This window comes from Deinococcus roseus, from assembly GCF_014646895.1.
Classification (GTDB): Bacteria; Deinococcota; Deinococci; order Deinococcales; family Deinococcaceae; genus Deinococcus_C; species Deinococcus_C roseus.
In genome coordinates this window covers 14,094-39,686 of sequence record NZ_BMOD01000026.1, presented here as the reverse complement: position 1 = coordinate 39,686, position 25,593 = coordinate 14,094, and the positions used below count along the sequence as shown (strand labels likewise).

22 protein-coding genes, 5 tRNA genes and 1 riboswitch are annotated in these 25,593 nt (G+C 54.4%); of the genes, 11 read left to right on the top strand and 16 right to left on the bottom strand.

Going from position 1 to position 25,593, the window contains the following annotated elements; genetic code table 11:
• Positions 1–142: 142 nt before the first annotated feature.
• From IEY52_RS22005 to IEY52_RS21990, 4 genes are all read right to left on the bottom strand, one after another.
• The gene (locus tag IEY52_RS22005; RefSeq protein WP_229684914.1) at positions 143–1,261 is read right to left on the bottom strand and encodes a M20 family metallopeptidase; all 1,119 of its coding nucleotides are present in this window, start codon (positions 1,259–1,261) and stop codon (positions 143–145) included.
• Positions 1,254–1,835 (bottom strand): SRPBCC family protein, encoded by a 582-nt coding sequence (locus IEY52_RS22000; RefSeq protein ID WP_189007085.1) that lies wholly within the window; start codon positions 1,833–1,835, stop codon positions 1,254–1,256. Before IEY52_RS22000 ends, IEY52_RS22005 begins: the two co-directional genes overlap by 8 nt.
• A 121-nt stretch (positions 1,836–1,956) precedes the next feature.
• Entirely contained in the window at positions 1,957–2,856 is a 900-nt protein-coding gene (locus IEY52_RS21995) for a sensor domain-containing diguanylate cyclase (RefSeq protein ID WP_189007083.1), read from the bottom strand.
• A 147-nt stretch (positions 2,857–3,003) separates the two neighbouring features.
• Positions 3,004–4,692 (bottom strand): M3 family oligoendopeptidase, encoded by a 1,689-nt coding sequence (locus IEY52_RS21990; RefSeq protein WP_189007081.1) that lies wholly within the window; start codon positions 4,690–4,692, stop codon positions 3,004–3,006.
• 380 nt (positions 4,693–5,072) lie between these two features.
• Here IEY52_RS21990 and IEY52_RS21985 point away from each other — a divergent pair, with 380 nt between their 5' ends.
• The 5 genes from IEY52_RS21985 to IEY52_RS21965 all read left to right on the top strand — a co-directional run bounded on the left by IEY52_RS21985 (position 5,073) and on the right by IEY52_RS21965 (position 6,034).
• On the top strand, positions 5,073–5,267 hold the full coding sequence (locus tag IEY52_RS21985) for a hypothetical protein (protein ID WP_189007080.1): 195 nt from the start codon (positions 5,073–5,075) through the stop codon (positions 5,265–5,267).
• A gap of 145 nt (positions 5,268–5,412) precedes the next feature.
• Positions 5,413–5,498 (top strand) — tRNA-Leu (locus tag IEY52_RS21980).
• A gap of 215 nt (positions 5,499–5,713) precedes the next feature.
• Positions 5,714–5,802, top strand: a tRNA-OTHER gene (locus IEY52_RS21975).
• A gap of 17 nt (positions 5,803–5,819) precedes the next feature.
• Positions 5,820–5,896, top strand: a tRNA-Arg gene (locus IEY52_RS21970).
• Between the two features lie 23 nt (positions 5,897–5,919).
• A tRNA-Glu gene (locus IEY52_RS21965) sits at positions 5,920–6,034 on the top strand.
• 201 nt (positions 6,035–6,235) lie between these two features.
• Here IEY52_RS21965 and IEY52_RS21960 read toward each other — a convergent pair.
• The 4 genes from IEY52_RS21960 to IEY52_RS21945 all read right to left on the bottom strand — a co-directional run bounded on the left by IEY52_RS21960 (position 6,236) and on the right by IEY52_RS21945 (position 8,226).
• Positions 6,236–6,311 (bottom strand) — tRNA-Ile (locus tag IEY52_RS21960).
• Between the two features lie 204 nt (positions 6,312–6,515).
• Positions 6,516–7,484 (bottom strand): Fic family protein, encoded by a 969-nt coding sequence (locus tag IEY52_RS21955; protein ID WP_189007078.1) that lies wholly within the window; start codon positions 7,482–7,484, stop codon positions 6,516–6,518.
• A gap of 225 nt (positions 7,485–7,709) precedes the next feature.
• Positions 7,710–8,021, bottom strand: coding sequence for a hypothetical protein (locus tag IEY52_RS21950; protein ID WP_189007076.1), 312 nt, complete (start codon positions 8,019–8,021; stop codon positions 7,710–7,712).
• Positions 8,011–8,226 (bottom strand): helix-turn-helix domain-containing protein, encoded by a 216-nt coding sequence (locus IEY52_RS21945; RefSeq protein ID WP_189007073.1) that lies wholly within the window; start codon positions 8,224–8,226, stop codon positions 8,011–8,013. Before IEY52_RS21945 ends, IEY52_RS21950 begins: the two co-directional genes overlap by 11 nt.
• Positions 8,227–8,333: 107 nt before the next feature.
• Here IEY52_RS21945 and IEY52_RS21940 point away from each other — a divergent pair, with 107 nt between their 5' ends.
• A complete protein-coding gene (locus tag IEY52_RS21940) occupies positions 8,334–8,867 on the top strand; it encodes a hypothetical protein (RefSeq protein ID WP_189007071.1) in 534 nt (177 codons plus the stop codon).
• A gap of 11 nt (positions 8,868–8,878) precedes the next feature.
• On the opposite strand, the gene IEY52_RS27130 is transcribed toward IEY52_RS21940, so the two are convergent.
• Positions 8,879–9,121: a helix-turn-helix domain-containing protein gene (locus IEY52_RS27130; protein WP_189007069.1), complete on the bottom strand. Its 243-nt coding sequence runs from the start codon at positions 9,119–9,121 to the stop codon at positions 8,879–8,881.
• 134 nt (positions 9,122–9,255) lie between these two features.
• Here IEY52_RS27130 and IEY52_RS21930 point away from each other — a divergent pair, with 134 nt between their 5' ends.
• The 3 genes from IEY52_RS21930 (at position 9,256) to IEY52_RS21920 (ending at position 10,780) form a co-directional block, all read left to right on the top strand.
• Entirely contained in the window at positions 9,256–9,750 is a 495-nt protein-coding gene (locus IEY52_RS21930) for a helix-turn-helix domain-containing protein (RefSeq protein WP_189007067.1), read from the top strand.
• Positions 9,751–9,929: 179 nt separating this feature from the next.
• On the top strand, positions 9,930–10,415 hold the full coding sequence (locus IEY52_RS21925) for a hypothetical protein (protein WP_189007065.1): 486 nt from the start codon (positions 9,930–9,932) through the stop codon (positions 10,413–10,415).
• An 8-nt stretch (positions 10,416–10,423) separates the two neighbouring features.
• On the top strand, positions 10,424–10,780 hold the full coding sequence (locus tag IEY52_RS21920) for a hypothetical protein (RefSeq protein WP_189007063.1): 357 nt from the start codon (positions 10,424–10,426) through the stop codon (positions 10,778–10,780).
• A 70-nt stretch (positions 10,781–10,850) separates the two neighbouring features.
• Here the strand turns inward: IEY52_RS21920 and IEY52_RS21915 are convergent, their stop codons facing one another.
• Both IEY52_RS21915 and IEY52_RS21910 read right to left on the bottom strand, forming a co-directional pair.
• A complete protein-coding gene (locus IEY52_RS21915; RefSeq protein WP_189007061.1) occupies positions 10,851–12,467 on the bottom strand; it encodes a tetratricopeptide repeat protein in 1,617 nt (538 codons plus the stop codon).
• 155 nt (positions 12,468–12,622) lie between these two features.
• Positions 12,623–15,595: an adenosylcobalamin-dependent ribonucleoside-diphosphate reductase gene (locus tag IEY52_RS21910; protein WP_189007058.1), complete on the bottom strand. Its 2,973-nt coding sequence runs from the start codon at positions 15,593–15,595 to the stop codon at positions 12,623–12,625.
• A 565-nt stretch (positions 15,596–16,160) separates the two neighbouring features.
• Here IEY52_RS21910 and IEY52_RS21905 point away from each other — a divergent pair.
• The gene (locus IEY52_RS21905; protein ID WP_189007041.1) at positions 16,161–18,488 is read left to right on the top strand and encodes a penicillin acylase family protein; all 2,328 of its coding nucleotides are present in this window, start codon (positions 16,161–16,163) and stop codon (positions 18,486–18,488) included.
• Positions 18,489–18,565: 77 nt separating this feature from the next.
• Here the strand turns inward: IEY52_RS21905 and IEY52_RS21900 are convergent, their stop codons facing one another.
• From IEY52_RS21900 to ruvX, 4 genes are all read right to left on the bottom strand, one after another.
• Entirely contained in the window at positions 18,566–20,953 is a 2,388-nt protein-coding gene (locus IEY52_RS21900; RefSeq protein WP_189007038.1) for an EAL domain-containing protein, read from the bottom strand.
• A gap of 165 nt (positions 20,954–21,118) precedes the next feature.
• Complete coding sequence (locus IEY52_RS21895; RefSeq protein ID WP_189007035.1) at positions 21,119–22,249, bottom strand: S8 family peptidase; 1,131 nt, start codon at positions 22,247–22,249, stop codon at positions 21,119–21,121.
• Between the two features lie 93 nt (positions 22,250–22,342).
• Positions 22,343–22,426, bottom strand: a riboswitch (cyclic di-GMP riboswitch).
• 182 nt (positions 22,427–22,608) lie between these two features.
• On the bottom strand, positions 22,609–23,793 hold the full coding sequence (gene kynU, locus IEY52_RS21890; protein ID WP_189007032.1) for a kynureninase: 1,185 nt from the start codon (positions 23,791–23,793) through the stop codon (positions 22,609–22,611).
• A gap of 50 nt (positions 23,794–23,843) precedes the next feature.
• Complete coding sequence (ruvX, locus tag IEY52_RS21885; RefSeq protein ID WP_189007029.1) at positions 23,844–24,254, bottom strand: Holliday junction resolvase RuvX; 411 nt, start codon at positions 24,252–24,254, stop codon at positions 23,844–23,846.
• 176 nt (positions 24,255–24,430) lie between these two features.
• Between ruvX and IEY52_RS21880 the strand changes: the two genes are divergently transcribed.
• Positions 24,431–25,165: a hypothetical protein gene (locus IEY52_RS21880; protein WP_189007026.1), complete on the top strand. Its 735-nt coding sequence runs from the start codon at positions 24,431–24,433 to the stop codon at positions 25,163–25,165.
• A gap of 11 nt (positions 25,166–25,176) precedes the next feature.
• Here IEY52_RS21880 and IEY52_RS21875 read toward each other — a convergent pair whose 3' ends face one another.
• A complete protein-coding gene (locus IEY52_RS21875; RefSeq protein WP_189007023.1) occupies positions 25,177–25,593 on the bottom strand; it encodes a hypothetical protein in 417 nt (138 codons plus the stop codon).

Below are 25,593 nucleotides of genomic sequence, written 5' to 3'. Positions count from 1 at the left end.
GTCCAGGGGTTAAAACTGATTTCATTGTACTTGCAGAAAGCAGAAAGCAGAAAGCAGAAGGCCAGATTGCCCAGGCCCACGGGGGGTTTCACTGAACTTCTGACTTTGACGAGCAAGAAGCCCACTTCTCCCCAGGGAGAATTTACTGCAGGTCCAGCAGGAACTTTTGCAGCACCTCCACATGCTGCTGCAATTCTTCCAGGTGGATGTGTTCATGGACGGTGTGGGCCAGCCTGGGGTTGCCCGGTCCGAAGCCCACCGTGGGGATGTTGTGGGCGTGGGTGTAGCGGCCATCGGTGGCGAAGTTCCAGATGCCAAATCCATCGTGGATGCTTTTGACGTGCTGCTGCAGGTTTTGCACCAGCGGGTGGTCTGCCTCGATGTGAAATCCAGGGGTGTTCTTGAGCGTCCACAGTTCAAACACCTGGTACTCTACTTTCAGGCCTGCTGTGAGGGTTTTCAAAATCTGGCGCATCTCTTCGGGGGTGCTGGTACTGCGCCAGTCCAGCACCAGGCTGACGGTATTCGAGGTGACGTTCTCCGAGCCGCTGTCACAGCTGATCTGGGTGGGCGTCAGGGTGTGCTCTCCCACAATGGGATGCACTGGAAGGTCATACTGTCTGAGCCGCCCCAGAAATTCAGCCAGTTCAAACATGGGGTTCTGGTCATGCAGTCCAAAAGAAGCATGGTGCGCAGCCCCCTTGAACACCAGGGTCACGTGGGCCACGCCACGGTGTCCCAGCATCACCTGATTGCTGCTGGGTTCTCCCACCACCGCTCCGGTGAGTTTCAGCACCTCACCGTCAGGGAGGGTGAAAGGCATTCGGGACAGAAATTCAGCAATGCCCTTCCCTCCGGTTTCCTCCTCCACAAAAGCGGCCAGCACCACGTCTTTTGCAGGGCGCTCTCCCCGCTGCAGCAAACCTCCCAGCGCGTAAATCTGGGCACTGAGGGGGCCTTTGATGTCTACAGTTCCCCGGCCATGCAACACGTTTTTTTCCAGCACAGCCGCATATGGGGGGTGCTCCCAGAGGTCCACATCCCCTTCATGCACATGGTCCAGGTGGGAAATCAGCAGCAGGGCCTCTCCACACGCTTTGCCCCGCACCACCCCGATGGCGTTTCCGCTTTCATCCAGGTAAGCGTGGTCAAAACCGAGAAGCTTCATCTCCTGCACCACCCGCTGCCCGATGGGGCCTTCAGAACCGGTGTAGGAGCGGGTTTTCAGCAGTTCCTGCAGGAACGACAGGCCTTCAAACACGTTCCACCTTGCGTTTGTAGGCTTCCAGATCTGCCCTCAAACGCTCAGGGGTGAGCTGGTCCTTCCAGACGCTTTGCAGCTCTCTGGGCAATTTGTAGGAGAGGGCCACATGCACACGGGTGTTTTCGGCATCGATCTTCTGGAAGGTCAGGCTGCCTGCCGTGTCCAGCATGCTGCCGGGCTTGGAGCGCCAGCCAAACCGCTCCTGGTGGTCATCAAAGACCATTTCGATGTCCCAGTCTGCCAGCATGCCCAGCGGCACCTGTCCCTTGAAGTTCACCTGGTCCCCCCGGAACTCCACTTTCTCCAGGTGGGAGAAAACCTGCGGCAAATTGGGAAAATTGCGAAGCTGGATGTACACCTCGGAGAGGGGCTTGTGCAGCACCACGCTGTCCTCCAGGTAGATGTCTCCGCTGGAGGTCAGGGCAGAAAGTTCATCCTGCGGCTTCAGCCCGCTGTAAATCAATGCTCCACCCAGTCCGGTGAGGGCAATTCTGCGGGCACCCTTCTGCTGCAAACCCACCACGGCCAGCAGGGCACCTCCGGCAACTTTCAATATGCGACCCGTATTCATGCCTTCATTTTAAGCCGAAGGATGCTGAAAAAAGGGTGGATGGCTTTCAAAGCAGACCCTCCACCCATGGTGCTGTTTCAGATGCTCCCATTGGAACAGCTTGCCCTCACCCTGAATCCCATCATCCCCAGCCCAGAGGCAGGTGTTCCATTCCGGGACGGGTGCGCTGCAACGCCATGTGTCTGGCACGTGTGATCAGGCCTTCAATGGTGTCAGAGGGAAGCGCCAGGGTGGTGCCCATGCTGACCTGCGGGTGGAGTTCCTGCTCTTTCACGGTGAGGGCAGCGCTGGAAAACAGGGTGTGCAAACGGGCCTGCAGTCCACGCAACTGGGCTTCATGGGCATGCCGGATCACCACCACGAACTCCTCACCATCCCAGCGTCCCACCGTGTCCAGCGGACGCAGGCTGCCCAGCAAAATCTGCCCGATGAGTTTCAGCATCTGGTCTCCCACCCCGGTGCCGTGCTGCCCGTTGAACTCCTGAAAATCGTTCAGGTCCATGAACAGCACCCCGAAAGGCCGTTCATGCTGCACCAGATCCGCAAGGGCGCTTTGCAGCACCTGCAGCAAATACTTGCGGGTGCCCAACTGGGTGAGGGGGTCTTTGAGGGTGGGATCATGAATCACTTCCAGTTCACGGGTGGGACCGGGGTGCTCGTGGAAGAGCTCAATCACGCTGACCACATTGCCACTGGCATCCCGGATGGGAATGGCATGCACGTCCAGGTGCATCCGGTGCCCATCGGCATGGCGGGAAAACACTGTGGAATCCACAATTTTCCCCTGCATGGCCTGCATCACCGAGCCATTGTGGGTCCAGACGCTGCGGCCCACATCGTCGGTGTGGGGCAGGTGGTCGTAGCAGTACCCCCCCAGCACATCGCTGGAGGCATGCCCGGTGATGCGCTGGGCAGCATGGTTCCAGTACTGCAGTTTCAAGTGGGTGTCAATCAGACAGGCCCCTTCTGAGAGGTGTTCCAGCATCTGAATCAGGGGCGGGGCGGAGGGCGATTCGGTCATGATCACACGCTCCTTCTGGCATGAGGTACCCTGATTTTAAGCCCCCAGACAGGCACGGCTGAGGGCAGATGACCCGTGCAGGAAAGCATGGTGATTGCAACTGCCTCAACAACACAAAATCCTGAATGGTGTTCCCTTCCCGCTGGATCATCCCTGGCTGCGCACAAAATCCATCAGGTCATGCACGGTCTGGCGGTCAAATTTGAAGTTCAGACCACACTTTTCATAGAGTTCTGGCACAGAGAGGCTGTTTCCAGCTTCCAGGGCCTCCAGGTACTGCTGCAGGGTTTTTTCCGGGTCTTGCTGCTGGTTTTTCCAGAGTTGCAACGCCCCAAGACCACAGAAGGCATACTCGATGTAGTAAAAGGGCACGTAAAACACATGGAAGAAGTGCCACAACTTCTTGCGGTCTGCCTCGAAACCATCCCAGGCTGGCACTGGACGGAAACGCTGCAGAAGTTCCAGGGCTTTCTGGTCCAGCATTTCAATGGTCACATCTTCAGGGGCCTCGCTGTACACCCAGTGCTGGAAGGCATCCAGAAAACAGCAATGGGGCAGGTTGTGCACCATCTGCCAGATGGCCGCCCCTTTTACGCGCTCCATTTCCTGTGGATCAAAAAACGGGTCCAGTGCATCAAGGGTGATCAACTCCATGGCGGTGGAGGGCACCTCAATGAACTCACTGGAAGACATGTGGTTCCAGTAAAAACGCTGGCTGTGCATGCTCAGAAAATCATGGAAAGCATGCCCGGACTCATGCAGGAACACTGAAACATCTCCAGCCGTACCCACCACCTGCTGAAACACAAAAGGCAACTTGCTGACAGGCAGACTGGTGCAATACGCCTGACTCAGTTTGTTTTCCCTGACCTCCAGATCCATGGCCTTGTGGTCCCGGAACAACTGGAACATCTCGGCAAGTCTGGGGTTGAGCCTGGAAAACACCTCTGCGCTTCTGGCCACCAGCTCTGCTGCAGTTTTGAAAGGCTGCAGAGGAGCACAGTCTGGTGGGTCCACCCGGTCATACCAGTAAGCATCCCAGGGACGCAGCACCTCCAGACCCAGGCGTTCCCGATGCTGCTCCAGCAATTCCAGTGCGAAAGGCACCACTTCTGTCTCGATGGTCTGGTGGAAATTCAGGCAGTCCTGAGGGTTGTAATCAAAACGGTGGTATTTGTCCCACATGTAATCCCGGAAGCTGGCATATCCGGCATTGCAGGCCAGCAGGCGACGCAATTTCAACATCCGCAAAAACAGATCATCCAGCACCGGAGCAGCCTCACGGAAAGTCTGACGGCTGGCTTTCCAGGCTTCTTCACGATCCTGGCGGTCAGGAGACAGCAAAAAAGGGGCAAGCTGCGGCAAGCCCAGTTTTTCTCCTCGAAAATCCACTTTCAGGGCGGCATTGATCTGGGTGTATTCCTGTTCCAGTTCAGAGAGCTGCATCTGCACCTTGATGTTCTCCTCTCTGAACAGACGGGCATCGGCCTGAAAGCGCCGCACCAGACGCACCGCATCTGCAGGCAGGTGGCTGAGGTCCAGAGACAGCAGTTTCTGCTTGAGCGCTCCGTTCACCCTTTCCCGCTCAGGATGAATGTCTGTCATGAATTCACGGTAGGCCGTCTGGGCTGCTTCATCCCGGGTGTCCAGGTGCGCCCTTAGGGTTCGCACGGCCTGCACCTGATCCAGTTCGGTTTCCAGGTCAGACCAGTCCAGCAGAAACTGCGTGATGTCTTCTGGATTCACCACACCGTCAATGAGGTGCTGGTAACGGGATTGGTAATTTCCCCAGGCGATGGGAGCATCTTGCAAAAGTGAATTTTCAATCTCTGGCATGGGCTTCATTTTACATGCTGCAAAACAAAACCCCTGTCGGACTCCATGGGGGAATTCCAGCAGGGGATCAAAACAAAAAATTCGCCTTTAACGGCGATTGATAAAACAAGTATATCCCGATATGCAAAATTCGTCAAGGATATCCAGTCAAAATTTCAAAATCCCGCAAAAACTTCGGTTGGCACCTTCAAAAACACTGCCCCTCATGCTGCCAAAAGGGCTTGACCTTCCCGCTGGGTGAAGCCCTAAACTCCTTTCCATGCAAGACCTGCTGCATCTCTTCTGAGACAGCAGGAACCTCCCCTTTTGTGGCAGGCATGAAAGGGCTTGACCTGGCCCCAAAGGCCAGCCCTACACTTCTTTTCAAAGGAGCGTGAACCATGAACGCAAATGACATTCTGCAAGCCATGTGTTTCTTCAAAGGCATACTGGAAATGAGGGAACCCGAGGTTCCCCAGCACGATGCCCCTCCTGCACCCCACAAACCCAGTGCATTGCAACGCCTCGGGCAGCGCCTTTTCAGAAACCGGACTGCCTCTGAGCCCCAGCCCACCCTGCGCAAAAAACAGGGCTGAATCCTGCACCCCTGCTGAAAGCCATCTGGCCGATTCTGCCTCCAGACCTCCCGGCAATAGGGCCTAAAAACCCCTGTGCCATTCGACAGATCTGCTGTTCTGGCAGGTCTGTTATGCTTTCTCCTGTCCCTGCAAGGGGACGTTTGCGAGGATGGTGGAATCCGGTAGACACGCTGGTCTCAGAAGCCAGAGCCGAGAGGTGTGGGGGTTCAAGTCCCCCTTCTCGCACCATGAAGGCCGAGGGCACAGAGCCGAGGGCCGAGTGCATCAAAGCTGAAGGCAGAAGGCAGAAGGTAAAAGGTAAAAGGCTGAGAGCCCAGAGCCGAGGGCCGAGAGCTAAAGGCAGTAGAACGGTTTGTAGCCTGTCCTGACTGTATTGATCTTTCTGCAGTTCACTTTCGGATAAGGTCCGAAGTCCTTTATTTCCTTCAAAGCAAAATCTGTGTGGAAGGTAAAGCAGCGGAGTGGTCCGCGACCTGTCTTGAAAACAGGGTCACCCAAAAGGTGTGGGGTTCGAGTCCTCTGCCTTCCGCCAAAAACCACATTTTGTTTGATCTGGTGGCTCAGTTGGACAGAGCACACGGCTACGAACCGTGGGGTCGGGGGTTCGAATCCCTCCCGGATCACCATTTTTTCATTGCACATGCAGCATGCACCCATCGTCTAGCGGTCAGGCCCCATTCTGGGTGCCGTTCTGACCAAGACAGCGGTCAGGACCACCAGCTTTCTCCTGGTGTACGGCAGTTCGAATCTGCCTGGGTGTACCAACCTGCCCCGGCTTCTGGCCGGGTGTTTTTGTGCAGAAAAAACCTCCTGCTCTGAGGGCAGGAGGCCAAAACAAAAAATTCGCCTCTGTGGGCGACTGATAAATACATTGTATACCGGTATGCATTATTCGTCAACCATAACCAGGGCATGCCCACCAGAAACAAAACATCCCAGAGTTTGGCTCCGGGATGCATGAGATCTGGTCGAACTGGCGGGACTTGAACCCGCAACCATCCGCTTATAAGACGGACGCTCTCACCATTGAGCTACAGTTCGGTAGCCAAAGGGAGCAACACTGAACCACCCGAGATTTCGGGTTGGTGTTCAGTGGGTTGCAGGTATTCGTTTCTGCATGTGAGACCAGTCTAGCAGGAAAAACAAAAAGCAGACCACGCACGGGCAGCCTGCTCTGGGACCAAAACAAAAAATTCGGCTTTTCGCCGATTGATATAAATATTGTATACCAGTATGCATTATTCGTCAAGTCTTATCACCCATACCCATCAACAGTGGATGGCTGTACCAGCGCTTTCCGCGTTTGATCGCAACCAGCTGGTCCCGTTCCACCCATTTGCGCAGGGTGCTTTCTTTGACCTCCAGCACCTTGCTCAGCTCTGAAAAGGGCAGCAGTGGCTCTTTTGTTTCCACAGCCAGAGCCAGCAAAGTGTGCATCTGTGGGGTCAGGGACGCTGTGAACAGGGCCACCAGAGGTTCCCAGTTGCCCTGGTTCAGAGCCTGCAGGAGGTTCTGTCTGGAAGGTGCTGGAAATCCAGCATGCAAACCTGCATCTGCTGCTTCCAGAGCATGGTAGTACGTGTCTCTCTGGATCTGTTCTGTTCCTTTGATGATCAAAGGCGGCAAACCCTTTGACACCGCCAGATAATTCAGCACAATGCGTCCTGTTCTGCCATTGCCATCTCTGAACGGATGGATGCTCTCAAAGAGGGCATGGGATTTGGCAAGCGCCAGAACCAGGGGTTCCTGTTCCAGAAGCTGTTTTGTCACCTGTACAAACACCCTGACGTACTCCTCGACATCAAACTCTGGAGGACGCACCCTGGCTCCCAGAATGCTGATCTTTCCCTGACGGAACTGTCCCCGGTCCTGGGTGATCTCTCGAAAAAGCTCACTGTGGATGTGGCGGATGGTCGCCAGATCGATGTGCAAGCCTTGTTCCTGGTGGTATTGCAGCCCAAGGTCATACATGCTCTGGGCAATGCGAAAGTAATTGAGGATTTCAGGCTGGGTCTTTCTGCCTGAAAGAATCAATTTCAGTTCCTGTTCTGTCGCGAAGTACCCTTCTATGGAAAGGCTGTGACGGGTCTCCTCATGGAGCATGTAAAGCCACTCGTTGTTGTGTACAACAGTGTTGGGCACCCCTCCCAGGGTTTCCAACCTGTCTTTGAGGCTCTGGATTTTGTCACAGTGCTTTTTCAGTGGTTCTTGCATTTCTCCTTCCAGAATATGATTTTCCTTCTGTCACAGTTTAGAGCAAAATTGCAAAGTGTGACAGGTCATAACCCCTCAGAGACAGGCAGGTTTACACAAGACGAAACCCCCGGCACATGCCAGGGGCCAAAACAAAAAATTCGCCTCTGTGGGCGACTGATATAAATAGTGTATACCAATATGCATTATTCGTCAAGGATAACCACAGCATGTCCTGCCTGATTCTTAACGCTTGACCTCTGGCAAATCCAGTTGCACCCCAAGCCTGTCAAAAGACACCTGCTGCATGTGCTCTATGGCGTGGTGTCTGGAGGCGATTTTGAGGGCACATGCCAGTGCCTGGGTTTCTGTGGGGAAGGCATCGATCAGGAGCCGCTCTCCATCCCGTTGCAATCCATAGACCCTCCATTCCTGGTCCTGATAAATGGTCTGAACGCCAACCAGTTCTTCAGGATGGAGGGTGCAAAGCCAGAAGACACATGCAGCAACGAAGGACCCCAGAAGCACCAGCACAGTGATCGTGATTTCAAAAGCCATTTGAGTCTCCTTCAGAGATTTCCAGATTCTTGTTGATGGCTACCAACAGTTTGGTAACTGTTTCAAGTTCTATGGACCCGATGCCTTTCAAAGCCCGACGCGCAGATTCATACGATACGCCTGAATTTTTGGCGAGATCTGCAATGCTCCAGCCCTTCTGAACCAGGGCATCACGCAGCACACCTGCCAGATCTTCTCTGTTCATGGTCACAGCTTAACCTCCCAGATTTACCAACGTAATGGTGATATCCCTTATGTGATGGGTGCAAAGTAGAATCCTACTGACATATCAGTACCCCCTCAGGATGCCTCATGCACACGAAATACGGAGTTGCCCTCACCGAATGCCGTGAAATGGCCGGGTACCCCAAACAGACCGCAGCCGCCAGGGCCTCTGCAAAACTGGCAAAGGACCTTCCAGAGCACTTTGAAGCGTTCAGCCAGCAGTGGCTGTCCCGGCTGGAAAAAGACCGCACTGGAACAGAGATTGACCGCTCTGTGCGGCCCAAACTTCGCACGCTGGCCTACCTGCTGAAACTGAACGGGAAGGCGTTTGAAGAACGCATTGGGGTGTCCATCGGGCAGGTGCCCTTGCTGGACCAGGGGGCTGAAACGCGCAGCCTGCAACGGCTGGAAGGGGTGCAGAGCCTGAGGGGGGATCTGGTGCTCACCGCTGCCATGCAGGCAGAAATCTGGATTGAGCCAGGGAGCACCACAGGGATGCTGGTGTACCAGATCAACGGAGAACACTGGACCATCAGCCCGGACAACCCCATACGTCCTGAGCAGGAAGCCCTGGGGTCTGTGGTGAAGGTGGAATTCGGGAGAAAAGGGTCCCAGGTTTAGCAGGATGCCTTTCATGGGGTTTCTTCTGTACCAGAGGTTTGAAGATCAGAACTTATCATTTCCAGTAACTCTGAAGGACGGCACTGAAGAGCAACAGAAAAAGCTTCCAGGGTCTTGAGGGTGATGTTTTCCCTGCGTCCATTTTCGATGGTGCTGATGTCTGATTTCTGGATTCCTGAAAGCTCTGCCAGTTCTTCCTGAGAGATGTTCAAATGCTGTCTGCGAGAGCGGATTGCATGGCCTATCCCCTTCATAAGTAAAATTTACCATATATATTATCTTTAATAATAAGAATATTATCTAGGATTTCGGTCAGGAAAATCACTAGTTAGGATAAATGATAACTAAGGGATATGGTAAACCTGTATCTCCAACCATCTGAGACCCCATGACAACACTGACCCCAAAAGAAGCTGGAGCCTTTCTCAAGAAAAAACGCCAGAGCCTGGGCCTGACCGCAGAAAAAGTTCTGGACAACACCACCATTCCCCATGCGCCCTATCTGAGCAGCATTGAGAATGGCAAGGTGAATCCTGGGCGCAGCAAACACTTTATGTCGCTGGCCCAATATCTGGGGCTGTCTCCAGAAGAGATTGAGCAGATTAATCCTGACCTGTTTGTGCAGGTGGTTCGGGCAGAGCCTCAGGGGACTTCTGAAGGGCCAGAGCGAAAACTCCAGCAAATCAAGATCAAAAAAACGACACGAGGAGATCTTCAGCTCTCCCCTGCTTCCAGGCCCACGCTCTGGATTGACCCGGAGAAAAAAGAGGGATTGCTGGTGTATCTGATCAATGGGGAACACTGGATTCTGAACCCAGAGAATCCCTTGCAAGCTCCTGTTGAGGCGCTGGGGGCACTGGTCAAGATTGATTTTGAGTCCTGATCTCAGGTTTGATTTGTGACCTCTGGGGCTCCAATCCATAAAAAGAACCCCCAGCACACGCTAAGGGCCAAAACAAAAAATTCGCCTCTATGGGCGACTGATATAAACAGTGTATACCGTTATGCATTATTCGTCAAGCATAACCACAGCCATCCTGTACGGTAAGGTGAAAAGAGCGCATGGACAGACCTGAATTGATCCAGATTCTCACCCAGTTGAACCTTTACAACGACGAAAGCCAGTATCCCTTGCTCTGGGAAACCTACGAAGAATTGTGCCACCATCTGGATGATCTGACCCCAGAAGATCTGGAGCTCTTACTGCAGCCAGTGCTTCAAACTGACACCCATCCAGAATTGAATGATCGCCTGCTGGGTTTCGTGGAGTTTCACATTGATCAGCCTGAGATGTTTGCTGCTGTGATGGATGTTTTGCTGCACACCAGAACCAGAGGTTTCTGGTTCGATCTGGTTCTGAAACATGCCCTTCAATCTGAAGCATTTGACCATTGGATCGAGCACACCTTAGATCATGCTCTGCTGTCCTCCTCCGAAGCCAGCCTGCTTTCTGAAAATCTGGCACTCAGTTACAGCAAACATCAGAGCCTTCTAAATCTCTTGCAGAGCAGGGTACAGAAAATCACCCAGGAGGCCAGATCCCCATAACCACCTTCATGCACATCCTTCCCGAAAAACAGCACATCCGTCTTGTTCTCCCCTCCCAGCAGGCAAATGCACTGGCCTGGAGTTTCATCACATGCCTGAACCACATCAAGGATCAGACTAAGGAGGTTATGAGGGTGGGGCAGGAAGCTGGCACTGTTCTGGTCCTGCACTTCAGGGATCAGGTCCAGAAATACGGTGAAGTGACACTGGATCTTCTGTCGTTTCAGATTTTGCAAAAGCTGGTGCAAGGGTCTCGCCGAGTTCGACGTTGGCAGCAAGGCTCTATTCAGAGTGGTTTTAGCTTAGGAGAGTTTGATGAAATACAGTATCGAATGACACAAATAAAACTCACTCTTTTAAACTAGGTGATCTAATTATACGCTCTTTATAGACAATTGCTAAATGATCTACTAGCATCAACAATTTTTACATAAATTAGATCCTTACAAAATATCTTTCAATAAACTCAATACCATCAATAATCACCACTTTAAGCTCATTTATACTTTCTACATAACAAAATACTATATTTCCACTTGATATGTTAGTATCCGGTAAAGAAAAATTTCCTGCTTTATTTCCAATAGTCAAGTAAAACACCGAATATAAAACTGTAACGTCTCCTTTATAAACTTCACCATCAGTGATTATAGAGTATTTAGTAATTTTATCGTCAAACTTTGTGAACTTTATTTCAGTATTACCCAGAATCCAATTACCAAAAATTTCTTCTGTGTATGGAACGCTTATATTACGATCAGCAATTACTTTAATTCTATTTCTCAATCTTAAAGCTTTTTCGTCATATTTTGCCGACTCTTCTTTTTCTTTATCTTTCTCTGTCTTGATATTTTTTAAAAGATTGAACGCGTTCTCATGAGAACTATCAATCTTAACGTGCTCTTTCAAGTATTCTTCTGCTTCATCAAGATATCTAATTGAATATAAGCCATTTGCATAATTTGCCGCTCCCAAAGTATTATTATTTTCGGAGGCCTTTTTATAATATATACTGCTCATGTATCTCATACCAAGTCTTTCATAAGCTACTCCTAGATTGTTCAAAGCGCCAGAATTATTTTCGTCAATAAGGATAAGATTCTTATAGTGTGCCAGTGAGAGCAGATTAAGCCCCAGACTCGAATAAGAGTATGCGGCATTAAATATTTGGTCACTATTTGAAGCACTTAAGCTAATATATTTCTCACTCAACAATGAACGAAGGGCATGATTGTCTCTATTAATATCTATTAGTTTTTCCAAAAGCATTAATTGTATTTCAGTATTTCCTTCATTCTGTTGATATATTTTTACAATATAATCCTCCGTTTCTTTTTTTCCTACAGACAAATAGAAGAATATTAAGCCTTCATAGGCTACTATTTTTGAATCATTATCGGTATACTTAGATAGTATCTCATTAGAGCAATCTCTGGCAGAAATTTCATCTTTTAGATATCTAGCAGCATAAACACTAAGTTCCAAAGCATATTTTTCCAGCAAAGGATCATTTCTAAATTCCATTAATTTGTCTCTTGTAACATGACCAAAAATATACTTTAGATAAATAAAGAATACCTCAAGCTTTCTGTAATCTAGTTCATTACGATCTTTAAGGTTCTGTCTTGCAGATTTATATATATCTTCAGCTTCATTAGTTTTTTTATCTTCTAGTTTTTGGTATATTCTCATTCTTACATCCATTAAATAATCAATCTCGCTGAGATTCTCAGTTTTTATCCCGTCATCTTGAGGGACCATTTTATTATGCTCATTTGATTCAATCTCTCTTTTAGTTTCAGGCTCCATCTCGGGAACTTTTTTTGAATCCTTATTTTTATCTGACTTCTCCTCTATCGACTCTGCAGTTGTTAGCCCAGTAGTTTCCATAGAAAATTCTGTATTTCCTCCCTTAATTCCAACTCTACTTAGTCTATCAAGAAGTTTTGACAATGACTTTTTATTAAAAATAACTATAAGAAGAACACTTATGGAAAATATGAAAAGCGATAAACCCGTCAAATGCTCAAGTAACAATTTTAACAGTTCCATCTCATCCTCCAAAGGCATAGAAAGATTATCGGTTCTCTTGGCCAATTTAAATTAACTACTCACTAAATAAATAGCATCCAATAAGAATTTATATTTTAAGAGCGACTAATAAGATTAGGATGCAGATTTTAATCTGCATCCTAATCTCGAAGCAATCACCCGCACTTAGAATATCCGCAGGCCTGGCACTTAACGCACCCTTCCTCACGGACCAGAGCTTTGCTGTCACACACCGGGCAAACACTGGTTCCAGTCTGAACCGCGTCCCCCGAGTGAGCAATAAGGGTTTCTCCTGTTGACACGTCAGCATCGGTGCTTGCGCCCTGGATCTGTGCCACCTCAATCTTCTGGGTGGGCTTGTTGAAGGTCTCCAGGGCCACGGCCACCAGATCGGCCTTGGACCCGACCAGCCTGCCGTTGTAACTGCCATACAGCCCACCGTTGATGCCCCTCAGGGTCTTCACCAGTGCACCGGCAGGCACCCCGTATTGCAGGGCAATGGACACCACACGCCCGAGGGCTTCACTGTCGGCGTTGGCTTCATCTCCGGCCCGTCCAGAGGTCACAATCACTTCCACAGGTTTCCCCTGGGTGTGGTTGATGGTCACCAGGAAACTGCGGCGGTGCCCGGTGGAGGGATCGGTCAGTTTCACCATGTCGGTGATGCCTTCCAGACGGCTGGGGCGGTCAAACACAGGCTTGCCAGGAACGAAGACAGGGGCTGCTGGAGCCTGGGTCTTTTCGCCCTCGGCTCTCGGCTCTCGGCCCTCGGCAGCTGCCACTGGCGTTTCAGTGCTCTCAGTTTCCTTCTTCTTGGTCGTTTTACTTGTGCTCAGCACCTGGAACTGGCGGGACCCATCGCGATACACGGTGATCCCTTTGCAACCCGTCACAAAGGCCTCATTGTAGGCATCCTGCACATCCTGCACGGTGGCTTCGTTGGGCAGGTTGATGGTCTTGCTCAGGGAGTTTCCAGCGTAACCCTCTGCATCAAAGGCCCGCTGAACGGTGCCCTGCATGCGAACGTGCTCCACAGGTTTGATGTCGTGGGCACACACGAAGACCTGACGGAGGGCTTCAGGAATGAAGTCCAGACCCTGCAGGCTGCCGTGGTTGTTGCTCACAGCGTCGGTGATGCGGTCCCAGTCCCATTTGCCGTTCTTCTCGAAGGCGGGTGCAGCGGGGTAGGTTTCCAGCAGTTCCACAAAGAGGGGGTGCAGCAGGGCCTTGTACTCGCTGCCGATCTTTCTCCAGATGAAGGGAGAGAACACAGGCTCGATGCCGCTGGACACGCCCATCAGCATGCTGGTGGTTCCGGTGGGGGCCACGGTCAGCACGGCCACATTGCGACGGGGAGCGTGGGGAATCTTGCCTTTGTGCTGGGGGTCCTGGCTGATGGCATAGTAGCCGCGATCTGCCCCAAGGCGCTCGCTTTCAGCAATGGATTCTTCGCGCAGGACGCTCATGATCTCGTAAATGGCTTCGCGTCCGGCTTCGTTGTCGTAGCGCAGGCCCATCTTGATCAGGGCATCTGCCAGGCCCATCACACCCAGACCGAGGCGGCGCAGGGTCTGGCTTGCAACGCGGTTGTCTTCCAGGGCGAATACGTTCACGTCAAGCACATCATCCAGGAAACGCACGCACTTGCGCACATCCTGACGGAATTCAGCGAAGTCAAAGCTGCTGTTTTTCACGTAGGCTGCAAGGTTGATGGCCCCGAGGTCGCAGGGTTCACCCACGGTCAGGGGGATCTCTCCGCAGGGGTTGGTGCTCTTGATCTGGTAGCGGTCCCCGAGGTCTTTCAGGGCGCTGAATTCGTTGATGCGGTCCACGAAGATCAGGCCGGGTTCACCGGTGCTCCAGGCATGCTCGGCAATCTGGTCCCAGATCCACTGGGCAGGGATGCCGCCATCGTAATAGGGCACGCCTTTGGCCCCATCGATGTCCCGCACGGGAAGCTCGGCGTATTTGCCTTCGTATTTCTCGTGGAGGGGCTGGATGTAGTATTTTCCGGGCACCTCCTGGGCCGCAATCTCCCAGAGGCCTCCAGCCTGCAGCACGTCCCAGAAGCGGTTGCTGACCAGAATGGAGATGTTGAAGGTGCTGATGTCGCCTTCTGCAGCTTCCCGGTCCAGGTCCTTGGCGGTCAGGAAGTCCAGCACATCGGGGTGCTCAATGGAAATGGTGGCCATCCCAGCGCCCCTTCTCGTTCCTCCTTGTCGCACCACACGCAAAACAGGCGCATAGCAGTAACGCAGGGTGTTGATGGGTCCAGAGTTCTCTGCACCAAGATTGGCCCACTCCAGGAAGTTGTCAAACAGTTCCACCAGGAAGCTCACCGGACCGGAGGAGGTGCCCCCGGAGCCTTTGATGGGACTGCCTTCTGCACGCAAGGGGGTCAGGTCAATGCGGGGTTCGATGCCCACCTTGGCGGTCTCTGCAACGGCCCTGGCAGCGTCCACAATGCTTCCCATGTCGTCTTGAACTGGCAGCACGCCTTCGGGCAGGCTGCGCACCACAGCGACCCCGTTCTGGCGGGCCAGGGTGATCAGGTCCATGGGGATGCTGGTCCCGTAAATCACGCGGGTCCAGTTGCGGATCGCCATGGGTTGTTTTTCACCGTCTGGCTGGGTGGGCGGACGCATCATGCCTTCAATGAAGTCCTGCACATCTGCGTGGGTGGCGCTCATGTAGGTCCAGCCCCGCACGCCCTGATCAGAGCGGGTGTTCACGCCTCTGGGGGTGTACACGTCCAGGTTCACCCCGTTGCCGCCGCCCACCTTGGTCACCAGGGCGAGTTTTCTGGCGACTTCCATCACGCCTTCAAAGCTGGAGGGGTCGTGCTCGGTGGCTCCCTGCACGAAGCAGTTCAGCACGTTGCCGTGCTGGGTGCCTGCTCCGGCCAGCACCCTTCCTCCGGGGCAGAATTTTTTCTCTGCCATGAGGTCAAAATACACCTGAGTCCACTTTTCCCGGGCCTCGACAGGCTCTGCACTGGCCACCCACCTGGCAATCCGCTCGAACATCCCGGCGATGTTCTGGTCTCCGGGCTGCATGTACTGGCGTTTTGCGATGTGCTGGGCGTTGTCGTCGAATTGGCTGAGGGTGCGGTTCTCAAGTTGGGTCATGGAGTGCTCCTTGGTGAATGGTCGCTGACGGACAACAAGACTTTGTTACGTTTTATGCAAAGTCTGAATTTTGACAAATTAAAAACCCAAAAGGCCGCATCTCTGCAAGCCTCTGGGTTTTCATCTGTGTTGCTGATACTTTAATACTAAATACGGTACTGCGCAAGTCTTGACAGTCTATATATGATGCTTTATGGCAATTGGGTTGGTGTAAGTGTAAGGGTCAAAAAACCCAGTGCTGGCGCAGAAAAATAGAGACCATTAGTTTTTCAGCAGAAAATCATCCTCAAGTCAGCTGAACCCAGAGGAGGGTCAACGGCCTGTCATGGTACACCCAGGGTTCAGCTGGTTTCCATTTCTCTGGTCACGCTTGAGGGCACGGGACGCTTGAAAACCAGCAAACTGCTCATCCTGCTGGATGCCCGCCAGAAGCCCTCCGATTTGGACCCGGTGCAACAGCCTTGCCAGATTTCGTATGATGGGCCCATCGAACTGGTGAATGTGCACAATGGACCTTTGAAGGTGGTCCGCTTGCCTTTCATCCATGCAGGACCAGAGGAGGAACATGCGTCTACTTCGCGGCATTGGCTGGATTTTTCTGCTGCTGCTCATCCTGGTGGCAGCCGCCATCGGGTACCTGTATTACCAGACCTACACGCCCAAAACCGGGGACCTGAAACTGCAGGGCCTCAGTGGGGAAGTCAGAATCAGCTGGGACAGTTACGGTGTCCCACACATCAAAGCCAGAAACAGCGATCTGGATGCCATTTTTGCACTGGGTTACGTGCATGCCCAGGACCGCATCTGGCAGATGGATTTCCAGCGTCGGGTGGCAGCAGGTCGCCTCTCTGAAGTGATTGGAGAGAGCGTGCTGCCCCAGGACAAATTTCTGCGCACCTGGGGTTTCTACAAAGCCACCCAGGAAGCGTACCCTGCCCTCTCTGAGCGCTCCAAGCAGATTGTGCTGGCCTACACCGGAGGAGTGAATGCCTACCTCGCCACCAGAAAGCTGCCCCTGGAATTCACGCTGCTGGGCTACAAACCCGAACCCTGGACCGCCATCGACACCTTAAGCTGGGCCAAAATGATGGCTTTCGATCTGGGGGGCAACTGGGACGATGAAATCCTGGCTGCTCAGGTGCGGGCCAAACTGGGCGAGGAGGGCCTGAAGCAGTTCTTTGCCCCCATCCCCGACTCAGACCCCACCATCCTGAGTGCAGATGAATTGAAAAAAGAGCAGATTTACAAGGAACCTGTGGCAACAGATGCCCCGGTTGCCCTCACCCCAAGAACCCTGAACACCCTGACAGCCCTGCTGGATGTGCAAAAAAGCCTGGGCATGGAGAAGGTGCCAGACAAGGGTTCCAACAACTGGGTGGTCTCTGGCACCCGTACTGCTTCTGGGAAACCCTTGCTGGCAGACGATCCCCACCTTTCCTTAAGTGCTCCGGCCCTCTGGTACATGGCTGAAATTCAGGGACCCACCCTGCATGCCATTGGAGGCACCATTCCTGGACTTCCTGCCGTGGTGATTGGACGCAACGACCGCATCAGCTGGGCCGTGACCAACACCGCACCAGATGTGCAGGACCTTTTTGTGGAACCTGCAGGCACCCCCCTCACCGAACGCACGGAGACCATCAAGGTCAAAGGCCAGCCCGATGTCACTTTGAAAGTGCGGGAAAGCAAACACGGCCCCATCATCAGCGACATCAATGAAGATGCAAAAAGCCTGGGTCAGGTGGTCAGCCTGAAATGGACTGCCCTGCAACCCGCAGACACCACAATGGATGCTTTCATCGGGCTGAATTACGCCCAGAACTGGCAGGACTTCACCGGGGCTTTGAAGCTGTACGTCACGCCCACCCAGAACTTCCTGTATGCCGATGTGGACGGCAACATCGGATACTACGCCCCCGGAAAAATTCCCCTCCGGGACGGCTGGGATGGCAGTGAACCCGTTTCTGGGGACAAAGACTGGACGGGCTACATCCCCTTCGAGCAGCTTCCCCACGTGTACAACCCCGAGAAGGGCTACATCGCCACAGCCAACGAGAGACCTGTTCCAGATGGCTACCTTTATCCTCTGGGCTCAGATGAGATGTTTGCCACCCGTTACCGCAAAGCCCGCATTGAGCAACTGCTGCAGGAAACCCCCAGACACACCGTGGAGTCCTTCAAGCAGATCCAGAACGACACCTACAGCCTGGTGTTTCAGGACCTCAAGCCTCTCCTGCTGCAAACCCAGACCCGCAGTGAAGCTGCAAAACAAGCCCTGGAGACCCTCAAGAACTGGGATGGTTTCCAGACCCAGGACAGCACCGCCTCCACCATCTTTGCTGCATGGTACAAGCAGCTCTCCTACATGGTCACAGACGAACTGCCTTTCGTGACCGAACGCAGGCACCCTTACTTCATTCTGGGCCAGCTGCAAAACGAGGGCATGTACTGCAAAGGCCCCCAGAGCCAGAACTGCGCCGAATACCTCAGTGTCAGTCTGGAAAACGCCCTGAAGGACATCTCAGAACGCCTGGGAGACAACCAGAACAACTGGCAGTGGGGCAAACTGCACAAGGCCCTCAGTGCCCACGTGTTTAAGGACAACAAACAGGTGGGCTGGATCTTCAACCGGGAAACCTCCACCCCTGGTGGGCTTTATACCGTCAATGTGGGCAGCTACAACCAGAAGACCTACCTGCAGGACCACGGGGCCAGTTACCGCCAGATTGTGGACCTCTCCAACATGGACAACAGCCTCTTTGTGTTCTCGCTGGGCCAGAGCGGCAACGTCTTCAGTGCCCATTACGCCGACCTCTCACCGTTGTGGCGCAGCGGGGAATACCTGCCCATGAAGTCTTTTGAGGGCGGGCAGGGGCTGACCCTGCAGCCGTAAAGTTCAGGAATGAAAAGGGGAACGGGGTTGAAAAGCCGTTCCCTTTCTCTTGCAGGTCACTGACTTTAAAACTGCCTTTAAAACTGCCCCGCCATCTCTGCTGCCCCCAGAGGTCTGGAGAACAGAAAACCCTGCAGTGCAGTGACCCCAAGTCGGGTCAGGAATTCCCACTGGTACTGGGTTTCCACACCCTTGGCGATCACTTCCAGCTCCAGGGCCTGCGCCATCTGGACCACGGAGGCCAGCAAGGCTTCGTCTTTGCTGCCCTTGCGCTCCGGGTTCAGGTTCTGAATCAGGGCACGGTGGAGCTTGACCCCATGAATGGGATGGTTTTTGAGGGCCGTAAAGCTGGTGAACCCTTCCCCAAAGTCATCGATGAACAGGCGCACCCCCAGGTCTTCCAGCACGGTCAGGCGGCTCTGGGAGCGTTCCAGCTGGCGGGCCAGCAGTTCTTCCTTGATTTCCAGTTGCAGGAGGGACGGCGAGAGGCCACTGGCTTCCAGGGCCTGCTGCACCACCACAGACAGTTCCGGGTGCGAGAACTGCCGGGAGGAGACATTCACACTGAGGGTGCGTCCAGGCCAATGGGCGGCTTCCTGGCAGGCTTTGTGCAGCACCCAGGTTCCGATGGGCACACTCAGGCCTGTGCTTTCCGCAATGGGCAGGAATTCCAGCGGGGAGACATTCCCGAACACCGGATGGTGCCACCTGAGCAGCGCTTCTGCGCCTCTGGGCTGGCCTTCTGCAGTGCAGTAAGGCTGGTACACCACGTCCATTTCTGCGTTTCTGAGGGCCTGGTGCAGGGCCGCTTCCAGGGTGATGGGGGCCATGCGGTCCGAGGATTGCATGCCGTGCAATTCAAACCCGCTGCCCTTGGCCTTGGCCTCGTACATGGCTTTGTCGGCTTTTTCAAAGAGGTCCTGGTAGGTCAGGGCGTCTTCTGGAAACTCCGCAAACCCAATGCTGGGTCCCACATGCAGGTGGTGCTGGTACAGGTGGAACATCGGCTCAAAGGCCTGCATGATGCGCCGGGCCACCGCCAGCACGGCTTCGGTGTCGGTGATGGAACGGATCAGGAAGACAAATTCGTCTCCCCCGGTGCGGGCCACGGTGTCTTCTGCCCGCAAGATGGGTTCCAGACGCCTCGCCACCTCGATCAGCAGTTCATCCCCGACATGGTGCCCCAGGGTGTCGTTGATGGTCTTGAATTTGTTGAGGTCCAGCACCCCCAGGGCCAGACGCGTTCCGGTGCGGGAGGCGTGTTCCAGGGCCACCCGGAAACGGTCGGCCAGCAGCAGGCGGTTGGGCAGTCCGGTCAGGGCATCGTAAAGCGCTTTGCGTTCCAGTTCCTTCAGGCGCTCTGAAGATTCCCGTTCCATCTTTTCCTTGGCGAGGCGTTCGGTTTCGTAACGGCTGCGCTGCTGGTCCAGTTCGGTTCTGGCCCGTTCCAGTTCATGCTGGGTGGCAAGCTGACGGGTGCGCTGCTCTGCTTCGGCTTTCAGGACCTGGGATTCCAGCTGGTGGGATTCCCGGGCCGTTTGCAGGGCCTGGGCAATGCGCCCTTCTTGCTCCTGCACCTGTGAGGACAGGGCCAGAATCCTGGCGAGGGCCCGCTTTCTGCTGCTGCCCCGTGCCAGTTCTTCGGCTTCAAAGAGCACATCGGCGGCCAGGGTGAGGTGCTGTTCCTGCAGGTGGGTTTCGGCTTCATTGATCAGCACCTCCACCAGGATGTCCAGGTCCTCGCTGGTGCGGGCCAGATTGATGGCATCATGAAAAGCCACCAGGGCCTCCTGCACGGCTCCACGCTGGCGGTACAGCACCCCCAGGTGCCTCAGGGCTTCGGCAGCAATGAAGCTCTTTCTGGCCGTGAGGTCCAGTGCGGCACACAGCAGCTGTTCGGCCTGATCAAGCCTGCCCCGCCTGAGCTGAAACTCTCCATAGTTGGTGCTGAGGATGGCCTCTCCCATGGGGTGTCCGATGCTGCGCACAATCTGCAGGGCCTTCTGGTAATTCTGCTCTGCACTGGTCAGGTCATTCAGGTCATCGTAAACCCGGGCCAGGTTGGTGGAGATGCTGGCCGAAAGCACATCTCCATTTCCTCCTGCAATGGTTTCTGCTTGCAACAGGTAATCCAGGGCTGTGTTGAAGTTTCCCAGGTCGGTGTACAGGGAGCCAATGTTGCAGAGCAGTCCAGCCTCTCCACGCAAATCTCCCAGCATGTGACGGATTTCGCGGGCCTCCTGCAAATGAAAAAGCGCAGAATGGCTGTCTCCGCGTTTGTGTTCCAGTTTGGCCATGCCATTGAGGGCATCTGCCAGGGTCTCCTGATCGCGGTACAGCCTGGCCCGCACAGCGGCCTGTTCAAACAGGGCTGCAGCCTTTTCGTCGTCCTCATCTGCAAAAAGCCGGGCTTCTTCCAGCAGGCGTTTGGGGGTTCTGACATTGGAGGGGTTGAGGTCAGGCATGGGCACCCTTTTGTGTTGGCTTTGTTCTATTTAACCACTTTTGGGGGAGGGCTTCCCTGTGCTGGGGGTGGATGCTGTGGTCTGACCTGCAAACGGAATGCTGAACGGAATGCTGAAATGGATTTCCCACGGGAAGACCTCTGCTCCCCGTGGGAAAGGTGGGTTTTACCTGAGGGCCTGCTTCAGGAAAGCTTCCATGTTCAGCAGGCGATTGGTGCTGGTGGATTCCATCAGGGTGGTGAGTTTCCAGCTGTTGGCTTTTTCGCCGAGGGCCAGGGCCAGGGCACCTGTGACCACCGGAGCACTGAAGCTGCTGCCCGTGGCAAGCACCACACGCCCTCCAGGATAGGCGCTGAACATGTTGACACCGGGGGCCAGGATTTCATTGCCCTGGTTGTTCCAGCTGACACTGCTGCCATCCTGGTTCACACTGCCCACGCTGAGGCCGGAGAGGTCCAGCAGCGGATCGCTGCCAAATTGCAGGGCTGGAGCCAGGGGTTTGCTGGCGCCATCGTTGCCTCCAGAGGCCACCATCAGTACTTTCTTGCTGGCAGCGTAGAGCATGGCGGTGTACACACTGGAGGTGAGCTGATCGGTGCCAACACTCAGGTTGATGACCTGCGCCCCGTTGTTGGTGGCATCATAGATGGCTTTGGCCACATCTCTGGAGCGGCCCGAGCCGTCTTCATTGATCACGCGGTACACCTGGATGTTGGCTCTGGGGGCAATTTGCCGGATCAGACCTGCCACTGCAGTGCCGTGGCCGTAGGCAACATCACTGTCAGAGCCTTCTTCACTGGCGTTGTTGTCCCAGTCCAGGTAATCCCAGGCAGATTTCACTCCACCTTGCAGCATGGGGTGGTTGAAGTCCACACCTGTGTCAATCAGGGCCACATTCACATTCAGACCCAGATTGGGGGCCAGCGCCTGGGCTTTGTCCAGTTTGATCATTTTGAAAGCATTGGAATTCTCAGGAGCAGGCTGGAAAACCCCTTCGATCCACCAGCCGATGCCTCCAATCCACCATTTGACGGCACTGATCCACCAGCCCAGACCCTGGTTCCACCAGACCACGCCCTGGTTCCACCAGGTCACTCCATTGGTTTGATAGGTGCTTTTGTCGGCCAGGGTGACATCAAACACGTCGGCAGCCCCGAGTTTGCTGATGTCAGGGCTCTGAATTTCAGTGTGGGTTTCAGGGGCAGCCACAGGAGCAGGGGTCTGACTGCAAGAGGCCAGGGTCAGCAGCAAGGTGGTGAAAAGGGTCAGGCGTTTCAGAACAGAAGTGTGTGACATGGTCACGTCCCTCCTAGGCTCCCGAGATTCGAGAGAGGGCATCCGCAAAGCAGATGCATGCAAGCCACGGTGATGTTTTCAAACATCACTGCGGCGGCCAATAGCCGGTCGCACCACTGACTCCACCCTTCCCAGGTGCCCGCATACAGGAAAGGTTTCAACGTCTCTATCAGGCAGAGGGTTTGGCTCTGTGCTGATCTGCCCTAAGTATGACAAAAAAAGCCCTTTAACGTCAATCCACACGTCAAAAACGCTTTTTCCCGAATACCAAAAATGCCCTCCAATACGGGAAATTCCTGACCCTTTAGATTTTCTGTACAGCTTGCTCAAACATGCTCAGTTTGGCTTCAGAAAATCGCTCACACCACCCGGGTTTCCTGCTGCCTGAACTGCTGGTAAGAGCCACTGTCCAGCAGTTCCCTCAGCACCAGTACGGTCTTTTCCAGCTCCTCCTCGGTGTTGTAAAAAGCCACCGGAGCCATGCGCAACAAATCCGGGGTCCTGAAATCCGGCACAATTCCCCTGCTTCTGAGCGCCAGACTGAGCAGCCTGGCATCAGGGTGCTGCACGCTGACATGCCCCCCCCGGTGCTCTGCTTTTCTGGGGGTCACCACTTTCAATTCGGGGGTGTGCTGGTCCAGCAGGGCCATGAAATGTTCGGTGAGCTCCAGCGAACGTGCCCGGATGTCCTGCATGCCCACTTTCTGGAACGCCTCAAGTGCCCCTTCCAGGCCAGCCAGCGCCAGAATGCTGGGGGTGCTGATCTGGTACGCCCCTGCTCCATGCTCCGGGGTAAAATGCTGGTGCATCTCGAAGGTGCTGGATTTCTGGTGTCCCCACCACCCCCGCAGTCCGGGCAGCTTTGCAAAGTGCTTCTGGTGCACAAAAAGACCGCCAGGAGCCCCCGGACCTGCATTCAGGTACTTGTAGCTGCACCACACCGCAAAATCCACACCCCAGTCGTGCAACTGGTGGGGCACAGATCCTGCAGAGTGCGCAGCATCCACCCCCAGCACAATGCCTTTCTCCCGGGCAAGGCTGGCGTACTGCCCGATGTCCAGCAACTGACCACTGGCGTACAGCACCGTGGGGAGCAGCACCAGCGCCACATCGTCCTGAAAAGCAGCTCTGATGTCTTCCTCTTCCAGGGTGTAGCCATCCCTGGAGGGAATCAGGCGCAGTTCTGCCCCTTCCCGCTCTGCCCAGGATTGCAAGGCGTAAAGGTCACTGGGAAAATCCAGGCTGGTGGCCATCAGATGCCTGCGCTGCCCTGTGGGTTTGTAAAAAGTGGCCAGCAAAGCATGCAAATTCATGGTGATGCTGCCCGTGGCAATCACCTCTTCTGGCAAAGCCCCCATCAGGTTCGCCAGGGTGGGACTGAGGGTTTCGGCCAGACCAAACCAGGATTCCCAGCCGTTCACCGCCTGCTGTTGCCACTCCTGCAAACGGCGCTCAATGGCCTTCAGGCTGGCATGGGAGGCGAGGCCCAGAGAATTGCCGTCCAGATAGATTCCGGTGGGGTAAATGAAGTCCTGTCTAAGCATGTGTCAGGTATTCTAACCTGCTGGATGCTCAGGGCTGCAAATGGTGGGTGTCAATCTTCCAGAAAGAGTTGCAGGATGCGCACAGCACTGGCCTCATCAAGTTCACCCTTGGCCCGGAAACGGCCTTTCAGGTCCTCGTCTGCGCTGATGGTGGTGAAGCGCTCGTCCTGGTAGTGCACCGTCACGCCAGCCTGACGCAGGGCGTGTCCCAGCGCGCGAACCCTCTGGGCCTGCTTGCTGGGCAGACCATCGGTGCGCAGGGGCAACCCCATCACCACTTCGGTGGCCTCCTCCTGCTGCATTTTGGCCTGAACGGCAGCCACATCGTTTTGCAGTTTCTGGCGGTGCAGGTAGCCCCGGCCAAAAGCCAGCCGTCCATAGCTGACCGCAAAACCAATGCGTTTTGGACTGGCATCCAAAGCCAGGTAGGTGGTGTCGGGGTTTGCAGGGGTGTCGGCCATAAGGGTTCCGGGGTTTTTGGGGCAAAAAAAATCGCGGTCTTTTCGCCGCTTATGTTGATTAATATAGCACGTTATGCAGCCCATGTCAAGAATATGCAGAACAATATGCAAAACCACATCCAGCATCCGCCACCCGGCCCATGCAAAACCAGGGTTTCTCCCGTCACACTGGGAACATGATTGAAGCCGTGCCCCTTCTGAAAAAACAGCGTGCCCTCTACGAGGTGCCCAGAGGGATGGAGCGTTTCCAGGCCTACCTGGATTTGATGATAGACGGACACCCGGAGCGCCTGCCCACCCTGCCCCTGCAGGCCCTCAACCCCATGGCCCGTGAGCATGTGGCAGAACGCCTGGATGAACTGATTGCCGCTGGAGCAGATGGGTGGTTGCAGGACTTCGCAGCAGAACTGAATGCGCGGCTGCCAGACCGCCCAGACCGCAAGATCTGCTGGGTGATGGTGGACGATGTGAAAGGCGGCTGGACCCACCGTTACCTCAACGATGCTTCCGCAAGGTTCAATCAGGCCAAATACCACCTGGACTGGATTCCGGTGATGCTGTGGGTCAGCGAAGATATCAAACAGGAAAACCTGCGGCGTTCTGCCTTTTCAAATGCTTTCCGGCATTTTTACATGCTGCAGCATGGCGCTCCAGAAACCCTGCAACAGATGCTGGATCAGGAAGGACAGGCCCAGCGTTTTGCCGAAATCCCCCTGACCTTCTCTGCAGAAGAACTGGAATACACCTCAGAGGTGCTGCGTCCCCACCTGCAAAGCACCCACTTCCCCACCCTGTTCACCTGCATGTACGGAGACCACATTGCCGAAAAAGTGGGGTATCCTCCGCAGGGCCTCAGTGACCTGGCAGGGTTTGAATGGAGTCTGGCCCAGGCCCTGAAGCAACACATCTGAGGGTTTACAGGTTAAAGTTTCACGGGCTCAGGCAAGAGGCCTTCGAACACGTAGACCTCCTGCAGCAGGTCAGAGACCTCCAGACGGGCCATGCCTTCCCGGATGAACTGGTCCATGATGCGTTTGGCCACCTCCACACTGAGGTTGCAGTGCAGCACCACCTCTGCAATGGTGACCCGGCCTTTTTCCTGTTCCACAAAAGCCAGCACCTTGCGGGACAGCACCTCAAGGTTGGGTTTCCCGGAGCGGATCAGCCAGATGCCCCCATACAGGGTGAGGGCAAAGAACACCACCATGCCCCAGAGCACCCCCACCGAGGTTTCCCGCCCTGCAGGTTGACCTCCGAAAAGGTCTCCGAAAGCAGCCACCATCATCAGGGCAGAAAAGGCAATCACCACCCAGCCCACCAGCAAACGGACAAATTGCAT